This is a genomic window from Bradyrhizobium sp. Arg237L, from assembly GCF_029990105.1.
Classification (GTDB): domain Bacteria; phylum Pseudomonadota; class Alphaproteobacteria; order Rhizobiales; family Xanthobacteraceae; genus Bradyrhizobium.
The window spans coordinates 94,827-107,601 of the sequence record NZ_JAQMIL010000014.1 but is presented as its reverse complement, the minus strand read 5'-3'; the positions used below and the strand labels follow the sequence as shown (position 1 = coordinate 107,601).

At 63.9% G+C, this 12,775-nt stretch carries 12 protein-coding genes; 3 read left to right on the top strand and 9 right to left on the bottom strand.

The features are described from left to right. Window positions 1-40: 40 nt before the first annotated feature. From OZ411_RS11295 to OZ411_RS11255, 9 genes are all read right to left on the bottom strand, one after another. Window positions 41-1,132 carry a response regulator gene (locus OZ411_RS11295; RefSeq protein ID WP_282527985.1) on the bottom strand — a complete coding sequence of 364 codons (1,092 nt, stop codon included), beginning with the start codon at window positions 1,130-1,132 and terminating at the stop codon, window positions 41-43. Then, window positions 1,129-1,569: a response regulator gene (locus OZ411_RS11290; protein ID WP_282527984.1), complete on the bottom strand. Its 441-nt coding sequence runs from the start codon at window positions 1,567-1,569 to the stop codon at window positions 1,129-1,131. Before OZ411_RS11290 ends, OZ411_RS11295 begins: the two co-directional genes overlap by 4 nt. Beyond that, a complete protein-coding gene (locus OZ411_RS11285) occupies window positions 1,566-3,095 on the bottom strand; it encodes a CHASE3 domain-containing protein (protein WP_282527983.1) in 1,530 nt (509 codons plus the stop codon). Before OZ411_RS11285 ends, OZ411_RS11290 begins: the two co-directional genes overlap by 4 nt. A gap of 137 nt (window positions 3,096-3,232) precedes the next feature. Further along, entirely contained in the window at window positions 3,233-4,585 is a 1,353-nt protein-coding gene (gene accC, locus OZ411_RS11280; protein WP_130582760.1) for an acetyl-CoA carboxylase biotin carboxylase subunit, read from the bottom strand. A gap of 80 nt (window positions 4,586-4,665) precedes the next feature. Then, window positions 4,666-5,157, bottom strand: a complete 492-nt coding sequence (gene accB, locus OZ411_RS11275; RefSeq protein WP_282527982.1) for an acetyl-CoA carboxylase biotin carboxyl carrier protein — start codon at window positions 5,155-5,157, stop codon at window positions 4,666-4,668. A gap of 41 nt (window positions 5,158-5,198) precedes the next feature. Further along, complete coding sequence (gene aroQ, locus OZ411_RS11270; RefSeq protein WP_282527981.1) at window positions 5,199-5,666, bottom strand: type II 3-dehydroquinate dehydratase; 468 nt, start codon at window positions 5,664-5,666, stop codon at window positions 5,199-5,201. A 316-nt stretch (window positions 5,667-5,982) separates the two neighbouring features. Next, window positions 5,983-6,801, bottom strand: a complete 819-nt coding sequence (locus OZ411_RS11265; protein ID WP_282527980.1) for a DUF1236 domain-containing protein — start codon at window positions 6,799-6,801, stop codon at window positions 5,983-5,985. Between the two features lie 194 nt (window positions 6,802-6,995). Beyond that, on the bottom strand, window positions 6,996-7,763 hold the full coding sequence (locus OZ411_RS11260) for a DsbA family protein (RefSeq protein ID WP_130582764.1): 768 nt from the start codon (window positions 7,761-7,763) through the stop codon (window positions 6,996-6,998). 52 nt (window positions 7,764-7,815) lie between these two features. Continuing rightward, complete coding sequence (locus OZ411_RS11255) at window positions 7,816-9,219, bottom strand: M48 family metalloprotease (RefSeq protein WP_282527979.1); 1,404 nt, start codon at window positions 9,217-9,219, stop codon at window positions 7,816-7,818. Window positions 9,220-9,354: 135 nt separating this feature from the next. Here OZ411_RS11255 and OZ411_RS11250 point away from each other — a divergent pair, with 135 nt between their 5' ends. The 3 genes from OZ411_RS11250 to OZ411_RS11240 all read left to right on the top strand — a co-directional run bounded on the left by OZ411_RS11250 (window position 9,355) and on the right by OZ411_RS11240 (window position 12,635). Next, window positions 9,355-10,542, top strand: coding sequence for an aminotransferase class I/II-fold pyridoxal phosphate-dependent enzyme (locus OZ411_RS11250; protein ID WP_130583028.1), 1,188 nt, complete (start codon window positions 9,355-9,357; stop codon window positions 10,540-10,542). Between the two features lie 89 nt (window positions 10,543-10,631). Further along, on the top strand, window positions 10,632-11,192 hold the full coding sequence (locus OZ411_RS11245; protein ID WP_282528017.1) for a biotin transporter BioY: 561 nt from the start codon (window positions 10,632-10,634) through the stop codon (window positions 11,190-11,192). A 102-nt stretch (window positions 11,193-11,294) separates the two neighbouring features. After that, the gene (locus tag OZ411_RS11240) at window positions 11,295-12,635 is read left to right on the top strand and encodes a dicarboxylate/amino acid:cation symporter (protein WP_130583029.1); all 1,341 of its coding nucleotides are present in this window, start codon (window positions 11,295-11,297) and stop codon (window positions 12,633-12,635) included. Window positions 12,636-12,775 lie beyond the last annotated feature (140 nt).

The following is a 12,775-nucleotide window of genomic DNA, read 5'->3' as shown; positions in this document are numbered from 1 at the left end:
TCATGATCCGATTTCGTCCAATCGGATCATGATCTCAAGGCTAGCCCGCGGCGGCGCTGGCGGATTTCGCCGTTGCGGCGCTGGCACGGGGAAAGCGCACCAGGATGCGCGTGCCGCCATGGTCGGGATCGCGCTCGACGCTGGCCTCGAGCTTGGAGGCCATGGCGCTGACGATGCGCTGGCCCAGGCCCGTGGAGCGCGGATCGGCCTTGACGTTGAGGCCGACGCCGTCGTCGGAAATCGCCAGCAGCAGATCGTCGCCCTCGGCCTTGAGCTCGACATGGATCGGGCCGGCGCCTTCTGGATAGGCATATTTCACCGCATTCATCACCAGCTCGTTGACGATGATGCCGATCGCGACCGCGCGATCCGGATCGATCTCGATCGGTTCGGCCTTCAAGGTCAGCCGCGACATCCGGTTGCCTTCGGCCGAGCGGCGGAGATCTTCGAGCAGGGATTCCAGATACTGGTTCAGCAGCACGCTCTTCAGGTCGTGCGAGGTGTAGAGGCGGCGGTGGACCTGGGCGACGGCGGCGACGCGGCCCATTGCGTTGGTGAGCGCCGCCTTGACGTCGTCCTGTGTCGCCGAGCTCGCCTGCAGGTGCAGGAGCGAGGCGATGATCTGCAGCGAGTTGCCGACGCGGTGATTGACCTCGCGGAGCAGCACCTCGCGCTCGGCGGCGAGCGCGGCGAAGCGGTCGCGCGAGGCGTGGATCTCGGCTTCCGCCTCGTCGCGCGCCCGCTGCAATTCCGCCTGACGCAGCGCGCCGTTGACGGCAACCTGGAGCAGCGGAATGAATTCGCCGTGGATGTCCTTGACGAGATAGTCCGCCGCGCCGGCCTTCAGCGCGGTGACGGCGATCGCGGAATCCTGCGACGCCGTGACGAACACGACCGGTGGAGCGTCGGGAATTTTCAGGATCTGCTCGAGCGTCTCGAGCCCGTCGAGGCCGGGCATATACTGGTCGAGCGCGACCACGTCGATGCCGCCCTTCGCGATGCGATCCAGCCCCTCCTGGCCGCTCGCCGCATGCACCACCTTCAGCCCGAGCCGCGTCAGGCCGCGGTCGACGAGCCGCGCCAGCGCCTCATCGTCGTCGATATAGAGCAGGGTGGGGCTCGTGGTGCTCATGCTGCGGCTGGCGGAACCTGGATGACCGAGAAGAACAGTCCGAGCTGGCGGATCGCGTTGGCAAAGCTCTCGTAGTTCACCGGCTTCGTGATGTAGACGTTGCAGCCGAACTCGTAGCATCGCTTGATCTCCTGCGAATCGTCCGTGGTGGTCAGCACCACCACGGGGGTCGACTTCAGGTGCTTGTTCTCCTTGACCCGCTTCAGGATATCGATGCCGGTCATGTCGGGCAGGTTGAGATCAAGCAGGATGAGCAGCGCCTTGCCCTTTTGGTCTGTGCCGCTTCCATCCGGGCCGAAGAGATAGCCGACCGCGTCTGTACCGTTCCTGAACGGCAAGATCTTATTGTTGACACCGGATCGGCGAATATTCCGCTCAATCAGCCGCGCGTGGCCTTCATCGTCCTCGATCATGATGATGGTGACTGGATTGCTCATGCATCTGCCTTCCGTTTGGCGGCCCAGTTGACAGGAAGTGTTATCGTGAATGTGCTGCCCTTGTGAAGTTCTGAGGCGACCGACATGGTTCCCCCGAGACGCCGCACCAGCGTGCGCACATGCGCGAGCCCGATGCCTTGGCCGGGCTTGTCCTGGGTTCCCGCCCGGCGGAACAGCTCGAAAATGCGCTGGTGATCCTTGGGATCGATACCGCGGCCATTGTCGCTGATTTCGAAGATCGCGAAGCCGAGCTTGGTGCGCCCGCGGATCGCGATGTCGCCGGGAACAGCGTCCCTCAGATATTTGAGCGCATTGTCAATCAGATTGGAGAAGATCTGCTCCAGCGCAAGACGGTCGCTGGTGATCTCCGGCAATGGCTCGATGCGGATTTGCGCATTCGCCTCGGCGGCCTGATGCGCCACGGTGGCGGCGATGCCCTCGATCAGCTCGCGTGTGTTGATCCGTTCCGGACTGAATTCGCGCCGACCCTCGCGGGTGAGATTGAGGATCGCGGTGATCAGGCGGTCCATCTTGGCGATCGAGGATTTGATGAAGCCGAGCGCCTCGGAGAAATCGTCGGAGAGCTGCTTGTCGGCGCCCTCGAGCGCAGGCTCGGCGCTGTCGGTGGCGTTCTCCGGCAGCGCGGCAGCTTCCGAGGCGGTGTGGCTCAGGGCGGCGATCCGCTTGAAGATGTCGCCGCGCAGCTCCTCGAGCTCGCTGGTGAAGCCCATGATGTTGACGAGTGGCGAGCGCAGATCGTGACTGACGATATAGGCAAAGCGCTGGATCTCGTCATTGGCTTCGCGCAGATCGGCGGTGCGCTCCTGGACGCTGGTCTCCAGCGTGACGTTGAGGTCTCGCAGCTTGGTCGCGGCCTCATCGCGGACGCGCGTCGAGCGGCGCACCTGGAACGCCGCGATCGCGCCAAGCGCAATCACGATGCACGACCCGGCGATGGTGACGGAGGACGCCAGTATCTGCGAACGGTCGCCATTGGCCGTCCGCAGATCGAACAGCCGCTCTTCCTCGGCGTGCATCTTGTCCGTCACGTCGCGAATGATGGCATTGGTATTGCCGGCGGCCGCCTCGCGGACCAGCGCCGCGGCACTGGTCGGCTCGTCGCGCTTGATAAAATCCATTTCGCGCTTGAACTGATCGAGCCGGATGTCGATCGCCGCGCGCATCTTCTTCACGTTCTCGACCTGGAACGGATTATCGGCTGCGAGCTGCGCCAGCTTGTCCGTATAGGGGGTGACGTTGGCCACGGCCTGCTCATGATCGGTCAGGAATTCCGGCCATCGGGTCAGGAGATAGGCGCGGGCCGCACTTTCGGCGCGGCGGAGCTCGAGCAGAACCGCGTTGATCTGGTTTTCCACCTCGACGGTGTGGACCACCAAGGCGTTGTCCTGGCGCGCCTTGTTCACCAGCAGGACGGACGCGGCGCTGATCGCAACCAGCACCAGGAGACCCGCCGCGAGCAGCAGAATCTGGCCCAATGCGCGGCGGCGCTTGGCGTCAGACGTCACGGGGTGCCTCGTGTCATTAATACAGTGGAGTGCAAGCGATCCTTGGGAGTAGGAAATCCCCGTCGCTGCAAACGCACGGTTCCGTGCTTTGTTCCATGCGGAATGGAACTGGCTTGGGCCGCCTGACCTTGGGCCCGTCAGCCGATGGTCGGCTGCCCGGCGAGATACTGCTCCAGCCAGTGGATGTGATAGTCGCCATCGATGATGGAGGGCTCGCGCACCAGGGCGCGGAACAGCGGCAGCGTGGTCTCGATGCCGTCGACCACCATTTCGTCCAGCGCCCGGCGCAGCCGCATCAGGCATTCGCCACGGGTCTTGCCGTGCACGATCAGCTTGCCGACCAGCGAGTCGTAATAGGGCGGGATGACATAGCCCTGGTACACTGCGGAATCGATCCGCACGCCCAGGCCGCCGGGCGGGTGGTATTGCGAGATGCGTCCAGGTGAAGGGCGGAAGGTCTGCGGGTTCTCCGCATTGATGCGGCATTCGATGGCGTGGCCGATGATCGCGACCTCGTCCTGCTTCGCCGGCAGGTCGCCGCCGGCGGCAATCCGGATCTGCTCGAGCACGAGGTCGATATCGGTGATGCTTTCGGTGACGGGATGCTCGACCTGGATGCGGGTGTTCATCTCGATGAAATAGAACTCGCCGTCCTCGTAGAGGAATTCGATCGTGCCGGCGCCGAGATATTTCAAGTCCCGCATCGCCTTCGCGCAAGTTTCGCCGATCTTTGCGCGCTGGGCGGCCGAGAGGACCGGCGAGGGACCTTCTTCCCAGACCTTCTGGTGGCGCCGCTGCAGCGAACAGTCGCGCTCGCCGAGATGAATGGCGCCGCCGCGGCCGTCGCCGAGCACCTGGATCTCGATGTGGCGCGGCTTCTGCAGGTATTTCTCGAGATATACCGACGCGTCGCCGAACGCGGATCTTGCTTCGGTGGCGGCGGTGGAGAGCGCCAGCGCGAGATCGGCTTCGCTGTGCGCGACTTTCATGCCGCGCCCGCCGCCGCCGGCGGCGGCCTTCACCAGCACCGGGAAGCCGATCGACCTGGCGATTGCCATTGCATCGTCATCGGAGCTCACGGCGCCGTCGGAGCCGGGAACGACGGGAATGCCGAGTCGCTTCGCGGTCTTCTTGGCCTCGATCTTGTCGCCCATCAGGCGGATGTGCTCGGCCTTCGGTCCGATGAAATGCAGATTGTGCTCGGCCAGGATCTCGGCGAAGCGGGCATTTTCCGAGAGGAAGCCGTAGCCCGGATGCACCGCCTCGGCGCCCGTGATCTCGCAAGCCGCGAGCAGGGCGGGAATGTTGAGATAGGAGTCCTTCGACGGCGGCGGCCCGATGCAGACGCTCTCGTCCGCAAGCCGCACATGCATGGCATCCGCGTCCGCGGTCGAATGCACGGCCACCGTCGAAATGCCGAGCTCCTTGCAGGCGCGCAGCACGCGAAGCGCGATTTCACCGCGGTTGGCTATGAGGATCTTGTCGAACATGGCGCCTCAGGAGGGGAGTGGCGAATGGCGAATAGCGAATGGGAATTCTTCACCACTCGCTATTCGCCACTCACCATTCGCTATTCGATAATTACCAGCGGCTCGCCGAATTCGACCGGCTGGCCGTCCTCGACGAGGATCTGCGTCACGGTGCCCGCGCGCGGCGACGGAATCTGGTTCATCGTCTTCATCGCTTCGATGATCAGCAGCGTCTGTCCGGCTGACACCTTGGCGCCGACCTCGATGAAGGGTTTTGCGCCCGGCTCCGGCGCCCAATAGGCGGTGCCGACCATGGGCGAGGGCACTACGCCCGGATGTTTGGCGAGGTCGGTCGCCGCAGCGGCAGCCACGGGCGCAGCCACCGACAGGGCCGGTGCGACGGCCGCCGGCACGGCCGCGGCAATGCTGACGTTGCGCGCGACACGCAGCCGGACGCCCGCGCGCTCGATCTCGATCTCAGTCAGGTGGGTCTCGTCGAGCAGGAGCGCGAGTTCGCGGATGAGCGCGGCGTCATCCTTGTCGTTGTCTTTGCCGGGCTTTGCGGCGGATTTGTCGTCTGGCTGGCGCGCCATGATCTTGGTCCGAAACTCTCTGTCTGATGACGGGGAATGCGTCAGGCTGTCGCCTTGGCGCCGATCCTGGCGGCGAGGCCTGATATCGCGAGGCGATAGCCATCGATGCCGAAGCCGCAAAGCGACGCAAAGGCGGCTTTAGCAGTGAAGGAATGATGCCGGAAGCTCTCGCGGGCATAAATGTTGCTGATATGCACTTCGACGGTCGGAATTTTCACCCCGACCAGCGCGTCATGCAGCGCGATCGAGGTATGGGAATAGGCCCCCGCATTGATGATGATGCCGACCGCCTGCTTCGCCTGCGCCTCATGGATGAAGTCGATCAGCTCGCCCTCGCGATTAGACTGCCGGCAGTCCGCGGTGAGGCCAAACTGGGCCGCGGTATCCCTGCAGAGCTTCTCGACGTCGGCGAGCGTGGCATGGCCATAGGTCTCGGGCTCACGGGTCCCGAGCAGATTGAGGTTCGGGCCGTTGAGCACATAGATCGTCGCGGCAGGGGCCTGGGCCATCCGGAGTTCCAAGAAATAGCGCTAAAGCGTTTCGAGCAGGACCCTTTCGGAAACCGGGGTTCCGGATCCTGCTCCAGGTCGCGGGTTTATAGGTAACAACGGACCCGAGGGAAAGCTTTAGGTTTGTTGGAAACCGGTTCAAACGGCTCATTCGGGCTGTCAGATAACCCGGCTAACTCATGGAAAATGCTAATTAACCAACTTCTGTGGAAAAGCCTGCGGGTTTCGCCCGGCGGCCGGGCCATGGCCCTGCATGCGGCGGATAGGACAAGAAAAGCGAGGGCGGGTTGAACCCGCCCTCGCGTGGGAGCTCCCGTTAGCCCTCGATGATGTAGACGATCTCATGCGTCTCAGGACGCACGATCACGTAGCGGCCACCGACCAGGATGAACTGATAGCCGCGCCATTCCGGATAGATCTCGACGATCCGGGACGGGAGGGTATGGAAGTGCACGGTCGTAGGCACTGTGGCGCCGACCGAGACGTTGAAGTTCACGTTCTTGACCTCTTCGACCCGCTCCGACCTGATCGCGGAAACGATCTGGGTCCGTTTCTCCGCCGGAGGAGCCGCGGTTGCCGCGGTCGCGGCATTGCCGGTCGTGGTCTGCGAGCGGCTGGTGTCGGTCGCGCCCTTCTGCGGCTCCATGCCGCTCTTGTCGCGGCTTTCGGCAGCGGTGCCGCCGCTCTTGTCGCGAGTCTCTGCATTCATGCGATCGCGACCTTCGCGGCCTTCGGCCTTCATGTTGCTGCGGTCACGGCTGTCGCGACCTTCAGCCTTCATGTCCTTGTCGCCCTTGGTCCTCTCGTTGTCCGAGCTCATGCTCTTCGACTTCTGACCGGGCGTGGTGTCCTGCGCGTTCCTGTCGGCTGCGCCACCTCTGTCGGAATCCGACCTCATGCCAGAAGAGCTCGAGCCCTTGCCGGACTGCTCAGCGCCACTCGTACCGGTGGTGCCGCTATCACGGTTCATGGTGCCTGAAGACGCGCCGCCGCCGGATGGAGGGCTGTGCTGCGTCGTGGCGCCGCCACCGGACGACGGTGACTCGCGGCTCGTGCCGGTGCCCTGCGCGTTCGCAAAGCCGGTTCCCGCGATCAAGGCCGCTGTCGCGACCGAAATCAACAAGCGGTTAGTCATTTCGATTCCTCCTCAAGAAGTCCTGCATTGCCCACGCCGACAACGAAAGGAGGAGAGCGACGTTCCGAACCGATAGCGGTTCCACGTGGTTTGTTTTATGAATGCGCGATGAATGGAAGTGTGCAGAACCACACAAACAAAAAGGCCGGCTAACGAGCCGGCCTTTGCGCATCCAATATTGTTTCGTTGTTACGTCAGCACGTCGCCTTGCCGCAGCGGGCGATGCCGATCTTTTCCTTCAGATTCTCCAGCCCGACTGCGCCGATCACGACTTGCTTGCCGATCACGTAGCTCGGCGTGCCGTTCATGCCCATGGCTTCCGCGAGCTTGAAGTTCTCCTCGATGGTCGCCTTCGCTTCTGGGCCCGCCATGTCCTTCTCGAGCCTGGCCATGTCGAGGCCGACTTCCTTGGCGACCGCCATCGCGCGGGCCTTGTCGGCAGCGCCACGGCCGCCAAGCAGCTTCTGATGGAAGTCGAGATACTTCTTGCCCGTCGGATCCTGCATGCGCACGGCGACAGCAACCTGCGCGGCTTCCACCGAGCCCTGGCTCAGCACCGGAAATTCCTTCAGCACGACTTTCAGCTTGGGATCGGCCTTCATGAGGTCGATCATGTCGACCATCGCGCGTTTGCAGTAGCCGCAGTTGTAGTCGAAGAATTCCACGAAAGTGACGTCGCCGTCCTTGTTGCCGAGCGTCACGCCGCGTGGCGAGTTGAAGATCACATCCGCATTCTTCGCGATGCTCGCTTGATGCTTCTCGGCCTCGGCCGCGGCCTGGCGCTTGGTCAGCTCGGTCATCGCCTCCTCGAGCACCTCGGGATGCGTGATCAGGTAATTGCGCACGATGCTCTCGATGTCGCTGCGTTGCGTATCGGAGAAGCCCTGCGCGGATGCGGGCAGCGAAGCGCCTGCGAGCGCCGCGGCGAGCAGGGCGGGAGCGAGAAAACGGAGCGGGCGCATGGGCAAATCCTTGTGCGGTTTGGCAATCGTTGTAGACGATTTACGTTGATGGCTAGTTGTTTTTCTGACCCGGCATCGGCTTGGCGCTCACAATATCGTCAGCCTTGACCCAACCGGGGGTTCCGATGGCAAAGCGCGTCTTGGCACGCGAGGCCAGCTCGCGCGCGGTCTTGCTGTCGCCGCGCAGATAGGCGGCCTGGGCGGAGGCGAGGTCAGCTTGCGCGTAATCGCCCTTGCGGCCATAGGCCATGGCGAGCTGGGTATAGCCGATCGGCGCCTCGCTCTCGCGCGCCACGGCGGCGCGCAGGATGTTGATGGCTTCATCGGTGTAGGCGTTGTTGCTGGTCGCGACCAGCGCCTGGCCGAGCAGCATCTCGATCAGGGGCGCGTTGCCCGAGAGCTGCACCGCCCTGCGCAACGGCGCGATCGCCTCCGCCGGCCTGCCGCCCTCGAGCAGCGCCTGGCCGCGCAATTCATAGAAATAGGCGTTGTTGGGCTGCGCCTGGATCAGGCCGTCGATCTGGGCCAGCGCGCTGCGGAGATCGCCGTGCAGATAGGTCGAGATCGCCCGCGCGTAGCGGGCGGGCAGGCCGTTGTTGGACGAAGGATAGCGGCGATAGACGGTGTCCTGACGCTCCATGAAGGCGGAGATCTTGGCGCGCACCATGTCGTGGCGCATTTGCAGCGCCGCATCGTCCTTCTTGTCCCAATAGGGGCTGGAGCGCGCGATCTCCGCCAGCGCCGCCACGCGATCAGCGGGCATTGGATGCGACATCAGATACGGATCGGCGCCGCGTGCCGCGAACAGGCTTTCGTCGGTGAAGCGCTTGAACGTTTCGTACATGCCCTTGGCGGACTGGCCGGTCGCGTTCAGGAATTTCACGCCGGCGCGGTCGGCGTTCTCTTCCTGCTGGCGCTGGTAGGAGAGCAGCGTTCGGCGGATCACTTCCTGCGGCGCGGCGACCGCCGCGGCGCCGGCATTGGCGAGGCCGCTGTTGGCGCCGCCGCGTGCGCCTGCGACCATTGCGCCGGCGCCGAGCAGCATGGCGATGATCATCTGGGTCTGCGCCTGCGCCAGTTGCTCGCGGAGCTTTGCGAGATGGCCGCCGGCGAGATGCCCTGTCTCGTGCGCGAGCACGCCGATGATCTGGTTCGGCGTCTCCGACTGCATGAGCGCGCCGTAATTGACGAAGATGCGGCGGCCGTCGGCAACGAAAGCGTTGAACGTGCCATCGTTGATGATGACCATCTGGATGTTCTGCTTCTCCAGTCCCGCAGCGCGCAGGATCGGCCTCGTATAGTCACGCAGCAATTGCTCGGCCTCGGTGTCGCGCAGGATCGGCGGACCCTTGTTCTCCTGCGCCAGCGCCATCGTCGGCGCGGCCGCCAGCGCGATCGCGGTGGCAAGCGCAGTCAATTTCAGGGTCTTCTTGCGAAGCGCGAAACGGAGCAGCATGGAGCGGTCTTAGCGATTGGCGGCGGGCCACGGACAATATATGCCCTAACAAACCGCCGAATGCGGCCAGTCTGGGGCGCAACCGGTCGTTACGGAACCCGAAACCGGCGACGCCGGCCCAAATAGCAGATATCCATGCCCGAAGCGACATTTAGAGACCGCGTGAATCACCTTTTGACCGCTTCGGGAAGGAGCGAGGTTCCGCCCTTCATGGTCATGGACGTGATGGCGGCGGCGGCGCGAATCGAGGCGGCCGGCGGGCATGTGATCCACATGGAGGTCGGCCAACCGGCGGCGCCGGCACCGACGGCGGCGATTGCAGCCGCCCACGCGGCGCTCGACGATGGACGCATCGACTATACCTCCGCGCTCGGCATTCCCTCGCTGCGCGCGCGCATCGCGCGGCATTATCTCGAGACGTATGGATGCGAGGTCGATGCCGAGCGCATCGTGATCACGACGGGCTCGTCGGGCGGCTTCATCCTCACGTTTCTCGCGATGTTCGAGCCGGGCGATCGCGTAGCGGTCACCGTGCCCGGCTATCCGCCATACCGCCATATCCTGAGCGCGCTCGGCTGCGAGCCGGTGCTGATCGAGACGACGAACGAAACGCGGCATGCGCTGACCGGCGAAGCGTTGCTGGACGCGCATCGCAAGGCGCCGCTCAAAGGCGTTCTGGTGGGCAGCCCCGCCAATCCGACCGGCACGATGATGTCGCGCGAAGCTCTTGCAAGCCTGATGGCGGCGGCCGAGAGCGCCGGCATCCGCTTCATCTCGGACGAGATCTATCATGGGCTCGACTACGCCTTCCCGGCGGTGACTGCAGCCGAATTGTCCCCACACGCCCTCGTGATCAATTCGTTCTCGAAATATTTCTGCATGACCGGTTGGCGGGTTGGCTGGATGGTCGTGCCCGAGCCGCTGGTGCGCCCGATCGAGCGGCTGCAGCAGAACCTCTCGATTTCGGTGCCGACGCTATCGCAGATCGCAGCCGAAGCCGCCTTCGATGGCCGCGAGGAGATGGAAGCGATCAAGCGCGGCTATCAGGAGAACCGGCGCATTCTGATCGAGGGGCTGCCGAAAGCGGGGCTGACCAAGTTCCTGCCCGCGGATGGCGCATTCTACCTTTATGCCGATGTGTCGGACTTTACGTCCGACAGCTTCGAATTTGCCCGCCAGATGCTGGAAAAGGCCCATGTCGCGGCGACGCCGGGCGTCGATTTCGATCCGATTCACGGCCGCGCCTTCATCCGTTTTTCCTATGCGCGGTCCGCAGAGGAGATGCAGGAAGCGGTTGCGCGGATTGCTGGTTGGCTTAAATAGCGCGCCAGTTTGTCACACCCCCGGAGTTGGCCTTGTCCGTCAGATCGGTATCTGTGTCCGCCGCCGCCAGGCATTTTCCTCTTGCTTCGGTGCTGTGGCCGAACCGGTCGGGTGAATTCTCCTCGCTATGGCGCGGGACCATCCTGGTGTTCCTGGGCACGGCGCTGCTGACGCTGTCGGCCAAGGTCAATCTGCCGTTGCCCTATGTGCCAATGACGCTGCAGACGCTGGTGGTGCTGATGATCGGCGCCGCCTACGGCTCGTGGCTCGGAACTGCAACCGTGATCGCCTATCTGGCGGAAGGCGCGTTGGGCTTTCCGGTGTTTGCCGGACCGGTCGGCGGCCTCGCGCCGCTGATGGGGCCGACGGCCGGCTATCTGTTCGGCTTCGTGGCGGCGGCGTTCGTCACCGGCGGGCTCGCCGAGCGCGGCTGGGACCGAAACGTCGTCCGGCTGTTTGCTGCGATGGCGCTCGGCCACATCATCATCCTCGCGGCCGGTTTTGCCTGGCTCGCCTTTGGCGTCGGCTTGGGCGCCGAGAAGGCGTGGCTGGTCGGGATCGTGCCGTTCATCGCGGGCACGCTCGTCAAGACCGCGCTCGGGGCCGCGCTGCTGCCGGCCGCACGGCGGCTCGCCGATCGCCGCCCGTAAGCGGGCCTCGCGCGAGGCGCTGCCAATCTGAATTTTCGAGATGGTCGTCCCCGCATAGCTCGGGGGATCGGCCTTGCGCATCTTCGAGTAGGAGTGAGAGTCATGGCAACGATTGCGACGAGCGGGCCTGCTGAGGCCAGCACAGCAAAAAAACCGTGGTACCGAATCCTCTATGTCCAGGTGCTGATCGCGATCGTGCTCGGCGTCGTGGTCGGCTGGTTGTGGCCGAACGTTGCGACCAACGACTGGATCAAGGCGCTCGGCGACGGCTTCATCAAGCTGATCAAGATGGTGATCGCTCCGATCATCTTCTGCACGGTGGTCTCGGGCATCTCGCATATCCAGGACGCCAGCAAGGTCGGGCGCGTCGGCATCAAGGCGCTGCTCTATTTCGAGATCGTCTCCACCTTCGCGCTGATCCTCGGCCTGATCATGGGCAATCTGTTTCAGATCGGCCATGGGCTGGCAGCGAGGCCCGGGGCCGCGGACGTCGCGAGCGCCACCAAATACGCGGATCAAGCGCACGCCCAGAAGTCGGTCGATTTCGTTCTCAACATCATCCCCGACAGCGTGTTCGGCGCGTTCGCGCGCGGTGACATCCTGCAGGTGCTGCTGTTCGCGATCCTGTTCGGCTTCGCGCTGATGGCGATGGGCAAGCGCGGCGAGCGGCTGCGCGACATCATCGACGATGGCGCACATGCGGTGTTCGGCGTGATCAGCATAGTCATGAAAGCGGCGCCCGTCGGTGCGTTCGGCGCGATGGCCTTTACCATCGGCAAGTTCGGTCCCGCAGCGCTCGGTAATCTGATCGGCTTGATCGGGCTGTTCTACGGCACCGCCGCGCTGTTCGTGGTGCTTGTGCTCGGCCTGATCGCGCGGGTGATGGGCTTCAGCATCTTCAAGTTCATCGCCTACATCAAGGACGAGCTGTTGATCGTGCTTGGCACCAGCTCGTCCGAGAGCGCGCTGCCGCAATTGATGGAAAAGCTGGAGCGGCTCGGGTGCTCCAAGCCGGTGGTCGGGCTCGTAGTGCCGACTGGCTATTCCTTCAACCTCGACGGCACCAACATCTACATGACGCTGGCGACGCTGTTCATCGCGCAGGCGCTTGGCGTCGATCTCACCTTCGGCCAGCAATTGACCATCCTGATCGTGGCGATGCTGACCTCAAAAGGGGCGAGCGGCGTCACCGGCGCGGGCTTCATCACGCTTGCGGCGACGCTGACCGTGGTCAATCCGGCGCTGGTGCCGGGCATGGCCATCGTGTTCTCGATCGACAAGTTCATGAGCGAGGTGCGTGCGCTGACCAACATCACCGGCAACGGCATCGCCGCGGTGTTCGTGTCTTGGTGGGAGGGCGAGCTCGACCACAAGAAGCTGCACGCCAACCTGAACAAGCAGATCGATCCGTCCGACGTCGAGACGGCGATCACCACGGGGTGATCTGCCAGCGAGCTTTTCGCCGCGGCAAAAGAAACGCTAACGGGGCGCACCATTTTCATGGTGCGCCCCGTTCCGTATGGAGCAAATCGTTCTGAAGGAAGCTAGCTAGGGCTGGCGGTAGACAGCCGCCCGAAGATTAG

What these genes read in the sequence shown, in the direction of transcription:
- accC (WP_130582760.1), bottom strand. Translation starts at nt 4,585, where the DNA reads ATGTTCGACAAGATCCTCATAGCCAACCGCGGTGAAATCGCGCTTCGC.
- OZ411_RS11290 (WP_282527984.1), bottom strand. Translation starts at nt 1,569, where the DNA reads ATGAGCAATCCAGTCACCATCATCATGATCGAGGACGATGAAGGCCAC.
- accB (WP_282527982.1), bottom strand. Translation starts at nt 5,157, where the DNA reads ATGGCGCGCCAGCCAGACGACAAATCCGCCGCAAAGCCCGGCAAAGAC.
- OZ411_RS11265 (WP_282527980.1), bottom strand. Translation starts at nt 6,801, where the DNA reads ATGACTAACCGCTTGTTGATTTCGGTCGCGACAGCGGCCTTGATCGCG.
- OZ411_RS11240 (WP_130583029.1), top strand. Translation starts at nt 11,295, where the DNA reads ATGGCAACGATTGCGACGAGCGGGCCTGCTGAGGCCAGCACAGCAAAA.
- OZ411_RS11260 (WP_130582764.1), bottom strand. Translation starts at nt 7,763, where the DNA reads ATGCGCCCGCTCCGTTTTCTCGCTCCCGCCCTGCTCGCCGCGGCGCTC.
- OZ411_RS11250 (WP_130583028.1), top strand. Translation starts at nt 9,355, where the DNA reads ATGCCCGAAGCGACATTTAGAGACCGCGTGAATCACCTTTTGACCGCT.
- OZ411_RS11295 (WP_282527985.1), bottom strand. Translation starts at nt 1,132, where the DNA reads ATGAGCACCACGAGCCCCACCCTGCTCTATATCGACGACGATGAGGCG.
- OZ411_RS11255 (WP_282527979.1), bottom strand. Translation starts at nt 9,219, where the DNA reads ATGCTGCTCCGTTTCGCGCTTCGCAAGAAGACCCTGAAATTGACTGCG.
- aroQ (WP_282527981.1), bottom strand. Translation starts at nt 5,666, where the DNA reads ATGGCCCAGGCCCCTGCCGCGACGATCTATGTGCTCAACGGCCCGAAC.